The sequence below is a fragment of the Streptomyces sp. NPDC048057 genome (genome assembly GCF_040653095.1).
Lineage (GTDB): Bacteria > Actinomycetota > Actinomycetes > Streptomycetales > Streptomycetaceae > Streptomyces.
Map to the genome: position 1 here is coordinate 1 of NZ_JBEZNF010000024.1, position 17214 is coordinate 17214.

Annotated in this window: 16 protein-coding genes; 11 read left to right on the forward strand and 5 right to left on the reverse strand. The window is 71.9% G+C overall.

All coding sequences use genetic code 11. From position 1 onward, the window contains the following. Window positions 1–461: 461 nt before the first annotated feature. Window positions 462–1688 carry a pyridoxal phosphate-dependent aminotransferase gene (locus tag AB0E05_RS26250; protein WP_361967939.1) on the reverse strand — a complete coding sequence of 409 codons (1227 nt, stop codon included), beginning with the start codon at window positions 1686–1688 and terminating at the stop codon, window positions 462–464. Between the two features lie 171 nt (window positions 1689–1859). Between AB0E05_RS26250 and AB0E05_RS26255 the strand changes: the two genes are divergently transcribed. The 3 genes from AB0E05_RS26255 (at window position 1860) to AB0E05_RS26265 (ending at window position 5035) form a co-directional block, all read left to right on the forward strand. Beyond that, entirely contained in the window at window positions 1860–2087 is a 228-nt protein-coding gene (locus AB0E05_RS26255) for a hypothetical protein (RefSeq protein WP_361967710.1), read from the forward strand. 421 nt (window positions 2088–2508) lie between these two features. After that, complete coding sequence (locus tag AB0E05_RS26260; RefSeq protein ID WP_361967712.1) at window positions 2509–3066, forward strand: DUF2617 family protein; 558 nt, start codon at window positions 2509–2511, stop codon at window positions 3064–3066. A 343-nt stretch (window positions 3067–3409) separates the two neighbouring features. Further along, window positions 3410–5035 (forward strand): polyamine aminopropyltransferase, encoded by a 1626-nt coding sequence (locus tag AB0E05_RS26265; RefSeq protein WP_361967714.1) that lies wholly within the window; start codon window positions 3410–3412, stop codon window positions 5033–5035. 512 nt (window positions 5036–5547) lie between these two features. Here the strand turns inward: AB0E05_RS26265 and AB0E05_RS26270 are convergent. After that, window positions 5548–6363 (reverse strand): SRPBCC domain-containing protein, encoded by an 816-nt coding sequence (locus AB0E05_RS26270; RefSeq protein ID WP_361967716.1) that lies wholly within the window; start codon window positions 6361–6363, stop codon window positions 5548–5550. An 87-nt stretch (window positions 6364–6450) separates the two neighbouring features. On the opposite strand from AB0E05_RS26270, the gene AB0E05_RS26275 reads away from it, so the two are divergent. The 4 genes from AB0E05_RS26275 to AB0E05_RS26290 all read left to right on the forward strand — a co-directional run bounded on the left by AB0E05_RS26275 (window position 6451) and on the right by AB0E05_RS26290 (window position 10961). Then, window positions 6451–7257, forward strand: a complete 807-nt coding sequence (locus AB0E05_RS26275; RefSeq protein ID WP_361967718.1) for an aldose 1-epimerase — start codon at window positions 6451–6453, stop codon at window positions 7255–7257. A 45-nt stretch (window positions 7258–7302) separates the two neighbouring features. Further along, a complete protein-coding gene (pyrE, locus tag AB0E05_RS26280) occupies window positions 7303–7851 on the forward strand; it encodes an orotate phosphoribosyltransferase (protein WP_361967720.1) in 549 nt (182 codons plus the stop codon). A gap of 326 nt (window positions 7852–8177) precedes the next feature. After that, window positions 8178–9287: a class II fructose-bisphosphate aldolase gene (fbaA, locus tag AB0E05_RS26285; RefSeq protein ID WP_361967722.1), complete on the forward strand. Its 1110-nt coding sequence runs from the start codon at window positions 8178–8180 to the stop codon at window positions 9285–9287. A gap of 141 nt (window positions 9288–9428) precedes the next feature. Beyond that, window positions 9429–10961: an MFS transporter gene (locus tag AB0E05_RS26290; protein WP_361967724.1), complete on the forward strand. Its 1533-nt coding sequence runs from the start codon at window positions 9429–9431 to the stop codon at window positions 10959–10961. 432 nt (window positions 10962–11393) lie between these two features. Here AB0E05_RS26290 and AB0E05_RS26295 read toward each other — a convergent pair whose 3' ends face one another. Continuing rightward, window positions 11394–12056, reverse strand: coding sequence for a hypothetical protein (locus AB0E05_RS26295; RefSeq protein ID WP_361967726.1), 663 nt, complete (start codon window positions 12054–12056; stop codon window positions 11394–11396). Between the two features lie 216 nt (window positions 12057–12272). Between AB0E05_RS26295 and AB0E05_RS26300 the strand changes: the two genes are divergently transcribed. The 3 genes from AB0E05_RS26300 (at window position 12273) to AB0E05_RS26310 (ending at window position 14764) form a co-directional block, all read left to right on the forward strand. Beyond that, on the forward strand, window positions 12273–13433 hold the full coding sequence (locus tag AB0E05_RS26300; RefSeq protein ID WP_361967728.1) for a histidine kinase: 1161 nt from the start codon (window positions 12273–12275) through the stop codon (window positions 13431–13433). Further along, a complete protein-coding gene (locus AB0E05_RS26305) occupies window positions 13430–14071 on the forward strand; it encodes a response regulator transcription factor (protein ID WP_361967730.1) in 642 nt (213 codons plus the stop codon). Before AB0E05_RS26300 ends, AB0E05_RS26305 begins: the two co-directional genes overlap by 4 nt. A gap of 81 nt (window positions 14072–14152) precedes the next feature. Further along, window positions 14153–14764, forward strand: coding sequence for a dihydrofolate reductase family protein (locus tag AB0E05_RS26310; RefSeq protein ID WP_361967732.1), 612 nt, complete (start codon window positions 14153–14155; stop codon window positions 14762–14764). Window positions 14765–15015: 251 nt separating this feature from the next. On the opposite strand, the gene AB0E05_RS26315 is transcribed toward AB0E05_RS26310, so the two are convergent. After that, window positions 15016–15270: a hypothetical protein gene (locus AB0E05_RS26315; protein WP_361967734.1), complete on the reverse strand. Its 255-nt coding sequence runs from the start codon at window positions 15268–15270 to the stop codon at window positions 15016–15018. Next, entirely contained in the window at window positions 15270–15488 is a 219-nt protein-coding gene (locus AB0E05_RS26320; protein WP_361967736.1) for a hypothetical protein, read from the reverse strand. Before AB0E05_RS26320 ends, AB0E05_RS26315 begins: the two co-directional genes overlap by 1 nt. 350 nt (window positions 15489–15838) lie before the next feature. Between AB0E05_RS26320 and AB0E05_RS26325 the strand changes: the two genes are divergently transcribed. Beyond that, on the forward strand, window positions 15839–17179 hold the full coding sequence (locus tag AB0E05_RS26325) for a tetratricopeptide repeat protein (RefSeq protein WP_361967738.1): 1341 nt from the start codon (window positions 15839–15841) through the stop codon (window positions 17177–17179). The last annotated feature ends 35 nt before the right edge of the window (window positions 17180–17214 follow it).

Here is a 17214-nt window from a genome sequence, read left to right on the forward strand (position 1 = left end):
CACCCCGCCACCCACCAGGACGTGGGCAAAACCGTCAAACGCCCCGCGACACTAACCGAACGAAATCAAGCCCGATGTTAAGGATCAAGCCCAGAGGGTGTGGGGGATCCCCACCTGTGCCCTGCGGGCACGGGGGGACCCCCAGCGCCCCTGAAACCCCCGTTCGTCTGCGGACTGTGCATGGTGCGCCAGCAAACACGGACGCTCCCGCAGCCAACCGACAGCCTGCTGGCGCAGGGGTTCAGGGGCGCGGGGAACTGCGCGACAAGCCCACCACGATCCGCGGAGACCAATGCCCCCGCAGGGAAACGGCGGGCATGTCAGGGGCGCTGGGGCCCCGTGCCCGCAGGGCACAGGTGGGGGCCCCACACCCTCTGGGTGTTAGGGGGAGGAACTGCGCGAGAACCGATCACCGGGCCGCAGTGCCCAACGCACTCAGAGGGGAGCGGCGCGTGCCCCGGCTAACCGCTCCGGAGGAGCTTCAGGCGGGAGACGGCTTCTCTCAGGACCGGCTCCTGCTTGCAGAAGGCGAAGCGGATGAAGGGCGCGCCCGCGTCCGCGTGGTCGTAGAAGACCGCGTTGGGGATCGCCACCACGCCGCACCTGCGCGGCAGCTCCCGGCAGAACGCGACGCCGTCGACCGCTCCCAGCGGGCGGATGTCCGTCGTCACGAAGTACGTGCCCGCCGGGCGGTACACCTCGAAGCCGACGTCGGCGAGGCCGTCCGTCAGGAGGTCGCGGCCGGCCCGCAGCTGCGACCGCAGGTCGTCGAAGTAGGCCGACGGCAGCCGGAGCGCTTCGGCGATCGCGTACTGGAAGGGGCCCGCCGAGACGTACGTCAGGAACTGCTTCGCCGAGCGCACCGCGCTCACCAGCGCCGGCGCGCCGGTCACCCAACCGACCTTCCAGCCCGTCAGGGAGAACGTCTTGCCGGCGCTGCTGATGGTGAGGGTGCGTTCGCGCATGCCGGGGAAGGTGGCGACGGGGAGGTGTTCGCCGTCGAAGACGAGGTGCTCGTACACCTCGTCGGTGACGACGAGCAGGTCGCGTTCCACCGCCAGCTCCGCGACCGCCGCGAGTTCCGCGCGGGAGAGGACCGTGCCGGTGGGGTTGTGGGGGGAGTTGAGGAGGATGAGCCGGGTGCGGTCGGTCACCGCGTCCCGCAGCTCGTCGAGGTCGAGGTGGTACGCGCCGTCGCGGGGGCGGAGGGTGACCGGGACGCGGCGTCCGCCGGCCATCGCGACGCACGCCGCGTACGAGTCGTAGTACGGCTCCAACGCGATGACCTCGTCGCCCGGTTCGACGAGCGCGAGCAGTGCCGCCGCGATGGCCTCCGTGGCGCCCGTGGTGACCAGGACCTCGGTGTCGGGGTCGTGGTCCAGGCCGTAGCGGGTGCGCTGGTGGTCGGCGATGGCGGTGCGCAGTTCGGGGACGCCGGGGCCGGGCGGGTACTGGTTGCCGCGGCCGTCGCGCACCGCGCGCACCGCCGCTTCGCGCACCGACTCGGGGCCGTCGGTGTCGGGGAAGCCCTGGCCGAGGTTGATCGCGCCGGTCTCGGTCGCCAGCGCCGACATCTCGGCGAAGATCGTGGTGCCGAACTCCGCGAGCCGGCGGTTCAGCAGCGGTCGGCCTGCTCGGCGCGGAGGTCCCGCGCCGTCGCCGGCCGCTGCGGCAGTGCCTTCGTCCATGGTCGCCATGGCGCCATCCTGGGTGGAACCTCTGGACTTGCTCAAGTCTGCTTTCGCCGGGAGTGGCGAGGGGCATCCCCCACTCGCAAGGCGTCCCGCCCGGTGACGAAGGAGTTTCCGGGGCGACCGAGGGTCGGGGCGCGTAGGACGGGGGAGAACCCGGGGGGAAGCATGGCGTTCGAGCTGATCATGACGATCGTGCTGTTCGTGTTCGTGGGGGCGTTGGCCGCGGCCATCGTCGGCGCGCGGCGTCGGGCCGGCGGGGTGCCCGGGCGGCACCGCGGCCGTCGCTCGTGGGGGTCGGGCGGCGGCGGTGGCGGTGGTGGTGTCGACGGTGGAAGCAGCTGCGGGGGCGGCGGCAGCAGTTGTGGCGGCGGCTGCGGCGGAGGGGGCAGCTGACGTCATTCGCCGTGCCGGGGGCACGGCGGCGGAAGCGGCTGACACGGGGCAGCCGATCCGCGGTGCAGGGGCACCTGGCGGGGCGCACGACTCCCGCCAGGTGCCGGTCCCGGGGGCGCGACCCGATCTGGCGCGACCCGTTTCTCGCTACCTTGTGCGGATTTTGTTGAACAGGTGAACCGCAACGCACCCCCGAAGATGGAAACCCCGCCAACTTGGGGAAAAATCACTGTCAGCCCCGCGTGTTTCATGATTCCGTTGACGACGGAACCTGTTGGAACGGTCCCACTCCGGGCGACAAGCCCTAGGCCAGCCGCGGTCTAGAGCCCAAGCAGGCGCCCCCCTTCCGTACATCACCGCCGCCCAGGGGCGCCTTCAGGTCCACGTATCCACCGCCGAAGCGTGCTTGCGGAGCCCATCCATGCTCACGACCCTCCATACCGCCTACACCGACACCCGTGCAGACGACCTGGCGTGGGCGCTCGACAGGGAGCCCCTGCCCGCCCTCGCCGTCCTCGACCTCGAACTCTCCGGAGCGAAGCTCCAACTCAGGCTGCTCGGCGCCTCCCACCAGGTGCTGCTGGAGGAGGAGCAGGGCACCTGCTCCGAGACCGTGGCCTGCATGCCCGGCAGCAGCACGCCCCTCCCGCTGGGGGTGTCCAAGAAGCTCGGGGACTGGGAGTACGAGTTCGCCGCCCGCGTGGAGACCCTGTCCCAGGGCTCGTTCGCCGGGCGCGCCCAGGAGCTGCTGGCCCTGGTCGCCGACCATCCGCACTCCCTCGCCGGAACGTTTCCGGGGGACCCGCACGCCTTCACCGCGATGATGGCCCAGCGGCAGGGGCGACAGGTGCTGTGGCGCACCTGGCACGCCTATCCGCAGGAGGGGCGTCTGGTGGTGACGCGCACCCGCGTGGGCGCCGTCGCCGCGGTCACCCGGGGCGCAGGGGTGTCCTGTTGTCCCGAGCAGGTGCTGCTGTAGCCGCCGGGAGCGCCCGGCCGTTCGCGGCGCGCCCGTCATGCCTCGTGCGCTGAACCGGCCGCGTCCGCGCCCTCGTTGCACTGCCGTGCGCCCTCGTCGTACGCACTGCACCGCCCAAGTCCTCGTCAGTTCACGCGGTTTCGTCCGTCCTCCCGTCGGCCGTCTCCCCGCGCGACGGCGTGCGTCCGCGGCGCTCGGGACGCATCCGCAGGCGGCCCGTGCGCGGCGCGCGCGTCCCCTTACACGTCCCGCGGGGGGCGCGAAAGGGGCCGTCGCCGTGTGCGCGCCAGGTGCACACGTGTGGGTGACAAGATGTGTGCAGAGCGTGACGTAGCGTTACTGCATGATCGACCACCCGCCGTTGCTGTCTCCGCCACCGGGCGCGCTGCCCCTGCCGGTGCGCCCGGGCGCGGGCCGGTTCCTGGTGCTGCTGGTGGTCTTCATCTGCGCCGCCTGCGGTTTGGTGTACGAGTTGGAGCTCGTCGCCCTCGCTTCGTATCTGATCGGCGACTCGGTCACCCAGGCGTCCGTCGTGCTCTCCCTGATGGTCTTCGCGATGGGCGTCGGCTCCCTGCTCGCCAAACACCTGCGCTGCCGGGCCGCCTTCGGCTTCGGGGTGCTGGAGTTGGCGCTCGCGGCGATCGGCGGCTGCTCGGCGATGGTGCTGTACGCGTCCTTCGCCTGGCTCGGCGAGTCGCACACGGTCCTGGTGGCGTTCTCGCTCGCCATCGGCGTCCTGATCGGCGCGGAGATCCCGTTGCTGATGTCCCTGATCCAACGCATCTCGCGGCGCGACGCGGAGGGCACCGTCGCGGACCTGTTCGCGGCGGACTACGTGGGCGCGCTCGTCGGTGGACTCGCCTTCCCCTTCCTGCTGTTGCCCTGGCTCGGGCAGATCAGCAGCGGCCTGCTCACGGGCGCGGTGAACGCGGTCGCGGGCGGGCTGCTGGTCCTCGGTCTCTTCCGCCGCGAGCTGACCGTGCGCTCCCGCCGCTGGCTGCTGGTCGCCAACGGCCTGGTGCTGCTCCTGCTGGGCACCGCGGCGGTGCTGGTCGACGACTTCGAACGGGCCGCGCGCGAGGCGGTGTACGGCGACCGGGTCCGGGTCGCCGTGCAGACCGACGTCCAGGAGGTCGTCCTCACCGGCGAGGGCTCCGAGCCGCCCGACCTCTTCCTCGACGGCCGCCTCCGGGTCAGCGGGCGCGACGAGTACCTGTACCACGAAGCGCTGGTGCACCCCGCGATGCTCGGCCCGCACGCGCGCGTGCTGATCCTCGGCGGCGGCGACGGGCTCGCGGCGCGCGAGGTGCTGCGGTACGCGGACGTGGACTCGGTGACCGTCGTCGAGCTGGACCCCGGCGTCGTCGACCTGGCCCGCACCGACCCCGCGCTGTCCGACCTGAACGACCACGCGTACGGCGACCCGCGCGTACGGGTCGTCCACGAGGACGCCTTCGCCTGGCTGCGGGATCCCGGGCGGGCGGTCCCCGGGGCGTACGACGTGGTGATCGCGGACCTCCCGGACCCCGGGGCGACGGAGGGCGCGAAGTTCTACTCGCTGGAGTTCTACGGACTCGTCGCGGGCATCCTGGCGCCCGAGGGCCGACTGGTGGTGCACGCCGGCCCGTTGGAGGGCCGCGGGGAGACGTACTGGACGGTGGAGGCGACGCTGCGGGCTGCGGGGTACGGGACGAGTCCGTACCGGGCGGGTCCGGTGTCCACGGACGGTTCGGCGCCCGAGGGCGAGCTGAACGAGCACTTCGACGCGCTGGGCGCGGAGTCCGCGCCGGAGGACTGGGGCCTCCTCCTGGCGTCCCCCGGCTCGGCGCCCCACCTGGACCTGCCGTCGGACGCGCCGCCGCTGAGGTCGTTGACGGGTGAGGTCCTGGCGGTGGACGCGGAGGCGGCGGAGGCGACACGCGTGACGGGCGTGCCCCCCTCGACGCTGGTGCATCCGCGCTACGAGTGAGCGGGGCGCGGCCTGCGCGTCCCGCTGCCGCGTGCCCCCTCGCACCCGCGCCGTTTCCCTGCGGGTGCGTTGGTCTCCGTGGCCTGGTGGACGGTTGCTCGCGCAGTTCCCAGCGCCCCTGACGTACTCGCCGTTTCCCTGCGGGTGCGTTGGTCTCCGTGGCCCGGTGGGTGGCTGGTCGCGCAGTTCCGCCCCCTATGCCCGGAGGGCATGGGAGGTACCCCCAGCGCCCCTGTTTCGCTACCCTCATCAGTCGTCTGCGGACCGCCTTCTCGCAGTACTGCCGGCACCATTCGCGGTCTGCGGAGGATCGGGGTCTTCAGGGGCGCTGGGGGTCCCCACGCCCTCCGGGCGTAGGTGGGGGTGCCCCCGTGCACGCAGGGCACAGGGGGAGGAACTGCGCGAACAGCCCACCACCGGGCCGCGGAGACCAACGCGCCCACAGGGAAACGGCGAAAACGTCAGGGGTACTCCGGGGCGACCCGGTGGTGGGTGGCTGGCCCTGCGGGAGGCTACTTGCGGCGGCGGAGGGCGCGGGAGACCGCCACCGCCGAGACCACTGCCAGCGCCGCCGCGGGGGCCAGCCAGCGGAGGGGGAGGGTGGGGGCGCCGGCGTCGGGGGCCGGTTGGGGGGCGTAGCGGCCCCGGGGCGGGGCGTGGTCGACCTCTTCCGCGCTGCGGCCGATCATCGTGCGGCGCGCGTGGGCGGCCTCCGCCGGCGGCTCCTCGGAGACGTCGTCCACGTCGCCGAAGTCACCGAGCGACTCGATGTCGTCGAGGCCCTCCAAGCCCTCGGCGTCGTCGGTATCGGCGTCGGCGTCGGCGAAGCCATCGTCCGACTCCCTGCCCAGGGACGACGGCGGCACCGCCGTGTCGAACACGCCGCCAGCCGGCTCCGGCGGCTCCGCCGCCACCTCGGCCAACCGTTCGGCGAAACGGTCCAGCAGACGGTGCGCCGCCTGCACGGTCGCGGACTCCGGCAGTTCCGTCAGGCGGCCCTCGCCGTGCGCCGTGCCGGAGAAGCCCAGCGTCGTACCGCCCTCGGCCGCCGCGGTGGTGCGGATCGTCAGCGCCACCGCGGCCGAGCCCGTACCCCGTACCTCCGTGCCTTCCGCGTCGACCGCGAACACCCCGTCGACCTCGGAGATCCGCAGCGTGCCGCGGTAGGTGATGCTGTGGTTGCCGATCCGCACCTTGAGCCGGCCGGCCAGCGGGCCGTCGGCGGCGCTCCGCTGGAGCCCGGGGACGCACCGGGCGACCCGTGCGGGGTCCCCGAGCGTCTGGCGCACGGTCTCTACCGGAACCGGAACGAACACCTCGTGGTCCATGGAAACCGAGCCTACTCAGGCAGCCCCGCCCCGTCTGCCCTTCGCCCCGAGGCAGGAGCGTTCGGGCACAGGCGTACTGTCTCCCACGTGACCTCCCACGTGACCCGCAGTGAAGATCACGTCCGGCTCACCGCCGGCGACGCCCAGTTGACCATCGACCCCCGCAACGGCTGCCGCATCGCCGGTCTCACCATCGGTGGGACCGAAGTGCTGCGACAGGGCGAGCGGTACGGCTCGTTCCCGATGGTGCCCTGGTGCGGGCGCGTCGATCACGGGCGCTTCCGCAACGGCGCCGACCTGCACGAGCTGCCGATCAACGCCGAGCCCCACGCCATCCACGGCACCGGCCGCGACACCGCCTGGCGGACGCGGCGGGCCGGGGACGCCGAGGCCGCGTTCACCTACGAGCTGGCGGCGCCCTGGCCGTCCCCGGGGCGCGTCACGCAGCTCTTCGAGCTGACGGAGACCGCGCTGACGCTCACCCTCGGGGTGGAGGCGTACGAGGACTCCTTCCCGGCGCAGGCCGGCTGGCACCCCTGGTTCCTGCGCACCATCGGCGGCGCCGACGTCCGGATCGGCTTCGACGCGGCGTGGCAGGAGGAGCGCGGCGACGACCACCTGCCGACCGGGCGGCGCATCGACCCGAAGCCGGGCCCCTGGGACGACTGCTTCGGCATGCCCGACGGGGTGGACGTCACCCTGACCTGGCCCGGACAGCTGGAGCTGAAGGTCACCAGCCGCGCCGAGTGGGTCGTCGTGTACGACGAGCAGGCCGAGGCCGTCTGCGTCGAGCCGCAGTCCGGGCCGCCGAACGGGCTGAACACCCTCCCGCGGCTGGTCACCCCGATCGACCCGCTGGAGGTCTCCACCACCTGGACCTGGCGCACCCCGTGAGCGGTGAGCCCTGAGCACCCCGGGGCACGACATAAGCTCGTGAACATGACTGACGTACGCGCTGACCTGCTCCAGCAGATCAAGGACAAGGCCGTGGTGCACGGCAAGGTGACCCTCTCCTCGGGCATCGAGGCCGACTACTACGTGGACCTTCGCCGGATCACGCTCGACGGCGCCGCGGCCCCGCTGGTCGGCCGGGTCATGTCCGACCTCACCGCCGAACTCGACTTCGACTGCGTCGGCGGGCTCACCCTCGGCGCCGACCCCGTCGCCGCCGCGGTCCTGCACGCCGCCGCGGCCGACGGGCGGCGCGTGGACGCCTTCGTCGTGCGCAAGGCGGCCAAGGCGCACGGCATGCAGCGGCGCGTCGAGGGACCCGACATCAAGGGCCGGCGCTGCCTGGTCGTGGAGGACACCTCCACCACCGGCGGCTCCCCGCTGACCGCGGTGGAGGCGGTGCGCGAGGCCGGCGGCGAGGTGGTCGCGGTGGCGACGATCGTGGACCGGGCCACGGGCGCGGGCGAGAAGATCAGCTCGACGGCGGGGGTGCCGTACCTCTTCGCGTACTCCCTGGACGAGCTGGGCCTGAGCTGACGGACGGGGGCTCGCACGGGTCGGCGCGCGCCGGCGCCCGGGCCCGGGCCGGGCTGCTCTTTTGGGCCCCTGCCAGCTCGTACGTATGCCCCTGGGGCCTGTCTTATGGATCTTGCTGGGCTCGCGTGCCCTGGCACCGCACCTCGCCGCGTTGTCGTCGGTCGCCAATAGCCCCCTGTGCCCTGCGGGCACGGGCGGTACCCCCACCGCATTGACTCCCTCCTCCGCCTTGCGATCCACGGCACCAGACCCCGCTCACTCACCCAGCCTGATCCATAAGACAGGCCCCAGACCGGGCAGACATCTCCCGTCGGGAGTCTGGAAAGATGGGGGCCGACGATGACGTCGCCCCAAGGTCAGGGCCCTGGCATATCGCCGAAACCGCCGAACCGCAGATCACAAGGAGCGGACAGATGCCCATCGCAACCCCCGAGGTCTACAACGAGATGCTCGACCGGGCGAAGGCAGGCAAGTTCGCCTACCCGGCCATCAACGTGACCTCCTCCCAGACCCTCCACGCCGCGCTGCGCGGCTTCGCGGAGGCCGAGAGCGACGGCATCGTCCAGATCTCCACCGGCGGTGCGGAGTTCCTGGGCGGTCAGCACAGCAAGGACATGGTCACGGGCGCGGTCGCCCTCGCCGAGTTCGCGCACATCGTCGCCGCGAAGTACGACGTCAACATCGCGCTGCACACGGACCACTGCCCGAAGGACAAGCTGGACACGTACGTCCGCCCGCTGGTCGCGATCTCCGCCGAGCGCGTCGCGGCCGGGCGGAACCCGCTCTTCCAGTCGCACATGTGGGACGGTTCCGCGGAGAACCTGGCCGACAACCTGTCCATCGCGCAGGAGCTGCTGCCGCAGGCCGCCGCCGCCAAGATCATCCTTGAGGTCGAGATCACCCCGACCGGCGGCGAGGAGGACGGCGTCACGCACGAGATCAACGACGAGCTGTACACCACCGTCGACGACGCGCTGCGCACCGCCGAGGCGCTCGGCCTGGGCGAGAAGGGCCGCTACCTGCTGGCCGCGTCCTTCGGCAACGTGCACGGCGTCTACAAGCCGGGCAACGTCGTCCTCCGTCCCGAGCTGCTCAAGGACCTCCAGCAGGGCGTCGGCGAGAAGTACGGCAAGGTCGCGCCGTTCGACTTCGTCTTCCACGGCGGCTCCGGCTCCACGGCCGAGGAGATCGCCACCGCGCTGGACAACGGCGTCGTGAAGATGAACCTCGACACGGACACGCAGTACGCCTTCACCCGTCCGGTCGCCGCCCACATGTTCCAGAACTACGACGGCGTCCTGAAGGTCGACGGCGAGGTCGGCAACAAGAAGCTGTACGACCCGCGGACCTGGGGCAAGCTGGCCGAGGCGAGCATGGCCCAGCGCGTCGTGGAGGCGTGCGGGGCGCTGCGCTCCACGGGCACGAAGCTGAAGTAGTTCCGTACCGTTCCGTACTGCTTAGTACGGGTTCTTACGGGTCAGGGCCCGGTGCTCCCCTCGGGGGCGCCGGGCCCTCGCGCGTCGGCGGGGCTGTCCGTGGGGTCGCCCGCGCGCCCGCACGCTGGGATGATCCGTTCCATGAGCGCGGACGACGCCGGTACGGACGCGAATACGGGCACGGGCCGGGGCGAGGGTCCCGACACCGGCGCGGGCGCGGACGGTGTCGGCGGCATCCGGCTGGCCTCGCCCACGGGCCGCTGGGTGGTCCTGACGACCGTCCTCGGCTCCACCATGGCGCTGCTGGACTCCACCGTCGTGAACGTCGCCCTGCCGCACATCGGCGACGACCTGAACGCCGACCTGGCCACCCTCCAGTGGACCGTCAACGCGTACATGCTCACCCTGGCGGGCCTGATCCTGCTGGGCGGCTCGCTCGGCGACCGCTACGGGCGGCGGAAGGTCTTCGTCATCGGCGTGGTGTGGTTCGCGCTGGGTTCGCTGCTGTGCGGGCTCGCGCCGAACGGCATCTCGCTGATCGTGGCGCGCGCCCTCCAGGGCATCGGCGGCGCACTGCTCACCCCCGGCTCGCTGGCGATCATCCAGGCCAGCTTCCACCCCGACGACCGGGCGCGCGCGGTCGGCCTCTGGTCCGGCTTCGGCGGCGTGGGCGCGGCGATCGGGCCGTTCGTCGGCGGCTGGCTGGTGGACGGGCCCGGCTGGCGCTGGGTGTTCCTGATCAACGTGCCGCTCGCGGCGCTGTGCGTACCGATCGCCCTGCGGCACGTGCCCGAGTCGCGTGACCCCGAGGCCCGGGAGCGCGGGCGCTTCGACGTCCTCGGCGCGGTGCTGGGCGCCGGTGCACTCACCCTGGTGACGTACGCGCTGATCGCGGCCGTGTGGTGGCCCGGGGTGCTCGGCGTCCTGGTGGCGCTCGCCTTCGTCCGGGTGGAACGGCGCACCCCGGACCCGATGATGCCGCTGTCGATCTTCACGTCGCGGATGTTCTCCGTGGTGAACGTGGTGACGCTGTGCGTGTACGCGGCGTTCGGCGGCTTCTTCTTCCTCGCCGCGCTCCAGCTCCAGGTGGTGTCCGGCTACTCGGCGCTCCAGGCCGGTCTGGCGCTGCTGCCGACGACGGTGCTGATGCTGCTGTTCTCCGCGCGCTCCGGGGAACTGGCCCAGCGCATCGGCCCGCGGATCCCGCTGACGGTGGGCCCGCTGCTGTGTGCCGCGGGCATGCTGCTGATGCTGCGGGTCGGTCCGCACGCCGCGTACGTGCGGGACGTGCTGCCGGCGCTGCTGGTGATGGGGCTGGGCATGGTGACGCTGGTGGCGCCGCTGACCGCGACGGTGCTGGCGTCCGTGCCCACCAGCCGGGCGGGCATCGCCAGCGGCATCAACAACGCCGCCGCCCGCGCGGCCGGGCTGCTGGCGGTGGCGGCGCTGCCGCTGCTGGTGGGCATGGGCCCGGAGGCGTACCGCTCGGCGACCGAGTTCAACGCGACGTTCGACAAGGCGATGCCGATCTGTGCGGGGGTGCTGGTGGTGGGCGCGGCGGTGGCGGCGATCTGGATCCGCCGCCCGGCGCGCCCGTGCGCGCATCCGCAGTGCAAGGTGAACTGCGGGGTGGGTGCGCCGCCACTGGAGGCGGGCCCTGCGGATCCTCCGTAGGGCGGGCTGATGATGCCGGCCCTGGCTGGTGCTATGCCGCCCGCGGCTTGGTGGTGGGCTGCTCGCACGGTTCCGCCCGTAGGGGCCAGCGCCCCTGACATACCCGCCGTGCCCCTGCGGGCGTGTTGGTCTCTGCGGCCCGGTGGTGGGCTTGTCGCGCAGTTCCCCGCGCCCCTGAAAGCCTCCGCCGTTCCCCTGCGGGCGTGTCGCTCTCTACCGGCCGGTGGGGGTTGTTCGCGTAGTTCCTCGCGCTCCTAAAACCCCAGACCGGCCCGCAGGCGAGTGACGGGGGCAGCGAGACAGGGGCGCGGGGAACTGCGCGACAAGCCACCCACCGGGCCGCAGGAGGCAGTGGTCCGGCAGGGGAACGGCGAGGGGCAGCTGGGGTGCGAGGGCCCTGAGGGCGGCCTCCCGCGAAGGCGCACGCGCGGGCTAGCGCTTGGGCGTCGGGATCGCGCCGGCCGGCAGCGGGGGCAGGTCGGTGTGGACGACCTTGTACCCGCCCTTGACGACGGGAGCGAAGGGCGCGGGGGCGAGGCAGGTGCCGACGCCGCCGTTCGGGACGCCGCCGACGTTGACGACGCCCCAGCTGAAGCCGAGCCGGTCCGGCCGGCCCTTCTCGCCCTGCTGGATGCTGATGCCGATGCGCTTGCCGTCCTCGCCGGTGTTGGACTTGCGGACGACCGCGGAGAGCGTGGCCGTCTTGCCGCCCGTGACCAGGCAGTCCACGTCGGCCATCGCCCACCCGGTCCGGTCGGTGTCCGGGTCGTAGTGGCTGAACTTGAGGGTGCCGCCGGCGTCGGTCGGCAGGCCCTTGGGCGCGCCGGGGATCGGGTTGGTGAAGGGGGCGGCCTTCGCGTCGACCGTGAAGCGGATGGTGTCGTTGGCGGAGTACGCGTAGAAGATCTGCGCCGAGCCGCGGACGCTCGCGACCTCGTCCGCCTTCTGGGGCTCCCACTTCTGCGGCTCCCACTGTTGGGGCTTCGTCGTCTGTGCCGGCCCGGCGTGCGCGGTGGTGGCGGTGGCGATGCCGGCGAGCAGCGCGGTGGCGGCGCCGAGGGTGGCGACGGTGCGGGTGGTGGCGGTGAAGCGCATGACTGCCCCCTGTCGGAAGAACGTGCTGGTGGTGGCGGTGCTCGGAGCGCCGCTCGAACGATCACCAGCCTCGCCGTCCGTCCCCGTCCACGACCATCCACCGATCGGCAGAAAGAACGGGTGCCTCCGGTGGATGCGCTCTGCCGATCGGGGGATCCGCTGACCGCGGCCCGCCCCCGTACGCTGATGATCACGCACAGGGGATCGGGGGGACCCATGGAGTCGGCTGCCGGCGCAGCGCCGTGGAGCGCGGTCAGCGCCCTGCCCGCGGTGGCGGGCACGGTGGTCGTCGCGTGGGCGCTGCTGCGGTCGCGTACGGACCGGGACGTACGGACCCGGCTCGCGCTCCCGACCGCGGGCTGCGCCCTGGCCTCGCTGGCCGCCACCGTCGCGTCCGCCGTCGCCGTGGGTGCCGGCCCGCCCGAGGAGGCCCGGGGTTACTGGGGCCTGGTGGAGGCCGGCGTACTGCTGTTGTTGATCGTGGCCGTGGTCCGCTGGTCGCCGCTGCGGGAACGGCGGTACGCGGTCGCGCTCGCCGGGATCGCGGTGGCGGTGTGGCCCGCGGCCCTGATCGAGGGGTCGTTCCTGGAGCGGGCGGGCGCCGCGGCGTTCTGGCTGTTGCCGGTGGCGGGCGCGGTGGCGACGGGCACGTACCCGCGGCTGGCGGCCCAGCGGCGCGCGGCCGAGGTCGCCCGCGCCCGGCGCGCCCAGCAGCTCCAGCTCTCGCGCGACCTGCACGACTTCGTGGCGCACGACATCAGCGGGATCGTGGTGCAGGCGCAGGCGGCGCTGTTCGTCGCGGCGAGCGACCCCGCGCAGGCGGTGCCCGCGTTGGAGCGCATCGAGCGCGCCGGGCTGAGCGCACTGGCGGCGATGGACCGTACGGTCGCGATGCTCGGCGACGGCGACGGAGACGACGACACCGCCGCGCGGGCGGCGCTCCCCGGGCTCGACGCGCTGCCCGCGCTGGTGTCGGAGTTCGGCGCGCCGGGCGGCCCGGACGCCCGCCTGGAGGTGTCGCCGGCCGCGGTCGACGCCCTGCCGCGGGAGACGGGCGCGGTCGCGTACCGCGTGGTGGTGGAGGCGCTGACGAACGTGCGCCGGCACGCGCCCGGTGCGCGTCGGGTGGACGTACGGGTCGACCGTACGGCCGCAGCGGTCGAGGTCAGCGTCACCAACGACCTTGGTGCGGGTGGTCGAAGGCCGCTGCTGTCGCGCCGGGCGCGCGGCAGCGGCGGCCTCGGCATCCCCGCGCTCACCGAACACGCCATGGCCGCCGGCGGCACCCTCGCCGCCGGCCCGACCGCGGACGGGGGCTGGCGGCTGGCCGTCACGTTCCCCGACACCCTCCCCACGCACCGGAAAGAGTCGATGTGACCACCCGTATCCTCCTCGCCGACGACCAGGACGACGTACGCAACGGCTTCCGGCTGATCCTCGACTCCCAGCCCGACATGACGGTGGTCGGCGAGGCGGCGGACGGCCTCGCCGCGGTCGCGTCGGCGCGCGAACTGCGCCCGGACCTGGTGGTCGCGGACATCCGCATGCCGGGCCTGGACGGCCTGGAGGTCACCCGTCGGCTGGCCGGCCCCGGGGTCGCCGACCCGGTGCGGGTGCTGGTGGTGACCACGTTCGACCACGACGACTACGTCCGTACGGCGCTGCGGGACGGCGCGTGCGGCTTCCTGCTGAAGCGCTCGGGCCCCGGGCTGCTGATCGAGGGGGTGCGGGCGGCGATGGCAGGGGACGTGCTGATCAGCCCGCAGCTGACGGTGCGGCTGTTGAGCGGGGGCGAGCCGGAGGCGGGGGCGCCTTCGGAAGGGGTGTCCCCGTTGACGGCGCGGGAGGAGGAGATCGCCCGGCTGGTGGCCGAGGGCCTGACGAACGCGGAGGTCGGCGCGGCGCTGTTCATCGCGGCGGGCACGGTGAAGACGCACGTCGCGAACATCCAGACGAAACTGGGGGCGCGGAACCGCGTGGGCATCGCGGCCTGGTCCTGGTCCCGGGCCCGGTAGCGCCGCGGGCGATGAGTTTGCGGGCGCCCCGCGGTCCCCAGGGAGAGACGTCCTTTCAGCGGCCGAAGTGAGTGGTACTCCATGAAGCTGGTTGTGCAGCAGTTCCTGACGCTCGACGGTGTCTCCCAGGGGCCGGGGTCCCCGGACGAGGACACCAGCGACGGTTTCACCGCGGGCGGCTGGTTCGTCCCGCACCTGGACGAGGAGTTCGAGCGCCTGGCCGCCCGGTGGCTCGGCGAGGCGGACGCGTTCCTCTTCGGCCGTCGCACGTACCAGAACTTCGCGCGGGACTGGCCGAAGATGACCGACCACCCCGGCGCGAGCATCCTGAACGGCCTGCCGAAGTACGTGGCCTCCCACAGCCTGACCACGGCCGAGTGGAACCCGACCACGATCCTCTCCGGCGACGTCCCCGCCCAGGTGGCCGAGGTGAAGCGGCGGCCCGGCCGGGAACTCCAGATCCACGGCAGCGCCCGGTTGGCCCAGTCCCTGCTGGCCGCGGGCCTGGTCGACACGTTCCGCCTCGCGATCGCCCCGGTCGTGATCGGCCAGGGCCGCCGCCTCTTCCCCGCCGGCGGCGCCCCCGCCGGCCTCCGCCTCGTCAGCCACGAGACCACCCCCGGCGGCCTGACGGTGAACGTCTTCGAGTCGACGGGCCGGCCGGAGTTCGGGACGTACGGCGCGGGAGCGTAAGGGAGGGCCCCGGTCACCATCGGTGTGAGCAGGTGACCGGGGCCGGGGAGCGGGGCGACCAAGCTCGCTCCCCCTTCCCTTCCGGCCGGCCGGGGCAGGGCTCGCGGCCGGGAGGGGAACTCGGTCCGCCGCCGTGGATTCCCTTGCGGGTGTGCGGGCGGCGGGAGTCTCTTACCGCCTGATCAGGCTGAGGAGCATCAGCCCGAGACAGAAGCCGACGGCGCCGAAGAACAGAGCCTGTCCCAGCCGTCTCACTGCGCGGTGCGTCCGTCCGGGCGCCACTGCACGGTGTCGTGGACCACGCGCTTGTACAGCGCGTGCCCCGTTTGCTCCAGGTGATACGCCATCCAGTCTTCGGCGCGTTCGTGATCGGCTTCTTCCATGCCGGGGGCGGGCGATTTCTCCCCGCATTCCGGCGCCTTGAGCGCGCATGCGACCGATACCGTGATTCCCTCGGAAGGGACGGGGTGCGGAGCCCAGTTCCCGTACGGGCGGCTTTCCGGCATCACACGCCCTTCCGACTGTTCGCCGTCAACTCGGCGACGTCCGGGCGCAGGACGTCGGACAGTATGGCGCTGAGGTCGTCGCGGGACGCGTACCACTCAATTCCCCCGCCGTGCGGGCGAAGGCAGTACCGGTCCCCGAACCGGTCCATCACCACGCCGACCTTTTTGGTGGCGGCGTCACGGACCACGGTGCCGTTCGCGAATTCGGGGGACCCCACTTACGGCACCTCCTTCGTGTCCGTCGAACGCCGATGCGGGTGCTCGCGCCTGATCGTCCGCAGTACGTGCTGCGTGCCCGGGGAAAGTCCGACTCGGGCGAGCTTTCGCGTCGCCAGTCCGCACAGCGCGCAGGACTCTCCGGCGGGGGATCGGGCCAGCAGTAAGGCCGTGTCTTCGCCCTGGTGTCCGGTGTCGTTGCCCATGTTCGTCAGCCGTGCCCTCTCGTCGTCGCCTGCCGTGGTCTCTCTTCGCTCTAGGCAACCGGCTGGTCACTCTCGGAGGTACCGTTGAAGCGGCAGTAGCTTTCAAAAGACTCAAACGGCCCCTCAGCGCCAGGAGTTGAAGATCCGTGACGACGAAGCGAGAGCCGAACGAACCGCTCGCGCGGTTGTACCGGGAGACCGGGTGGAACCTGCGGCAGTTCGCGCAGGCGGTGAACAGGATCGGTACCGAACGGGGAACCCCTGTTCAGTACCGCGAACAATCCGTCCACCAGTGGTTGAAGGGCTACGTCCCGAAGAAGGAAGCCCGCCCGCTGATCCTGGAAGCGCTCGCACGCAGGTTCAAGCGCCCGGTCACCGAGCGCGACGCCGGATTCCCGACGCCTCTCGCGGCGCAGGACGACTCCGGTCTGACGCAACAGGTGGTCGACCTCGGGAGCAGCGACATGTCGCCGTCCCGACGCAGCGTCGTCAATGCCAGTCTTTTCTCTGTTGCGTTGACGATTCCGAACTGGCCTGATGTTGTGGGGCGGATGGAGAATGTTCAGAAGGGTTCGTCGCCGCGGATAGGGATGTCCGATGTGGAGACGGTCATTGCCATGACGGAGCGGATTTCTGAGCTGGATGACCAGTTCGGGGGGCGGCACGCCCGTCCGATGGCGGCGGCTTTTCTTGTCAACACGGTGGCGCCGTATTTGCGTGCGGATGCGACGGACGTGGTGCGTAAGGCGATGATGGCGGCGGCGTCTGATCTCTGCTACCTCACCGGATACATGGCCGTCGACGAAGGACTTCACGGGTTGGCACAGCGTTACTATCTGAAGGCGCTCGAACTGGCCGGCGCGTCCGAGGACCACCTCACCTACTGCACGACGCTGCGTGGAATGAGCGTGCAGGCTGTCGACCTGGGACACAGCGGGAAAGCCGTCCGTCTTGCAGATGCCGCTGCTGCCGCGTCCCCACAGGCTGGACCGAGGATGCGAGCCTTCCTCGCCGGTCAGCAAGCGCACGCGTACGCCCAAGTCGGAGATCGGCTCAACTCGCACAGGTACCTCCGCGAAGCCGAAGTCGCCATGGAGAAGGCGGAAGCCCAAGCGAAGACGTTCGGTTCCTACAACCCGTCGTCGTTGACATATCACGTGGGCCAGGTTCGATATGAATTCGGCGACATCAAGGGTTCCATCGCGGCGCTGGAGGAGTCCGACAAGCTGCGACACAGTTCACTTCGCAGGAGTCGAGTCCGCTATCTCTCCATGCTTGCGGAGCGTCAACTTGAAGTCGGGCACCTAGAAGCGGCGTGTGAAACGTGGGGGCGGGTGATTGACATCTATCCCAAGGTTCAGTCTGGACAGTGTGACGAGAGGATTGCAGGGATGCACAGCCGAATTCGTCCGTACCTCAAGAACAAGTATGCGCGGGACCTTCACGAGCGTGCCCAAGCCGTAACTCCGCCGTCACTCCTAGCGTAGCCGGCGCAGGCGCCGCGGAGGCTAGCCTCCGCCTC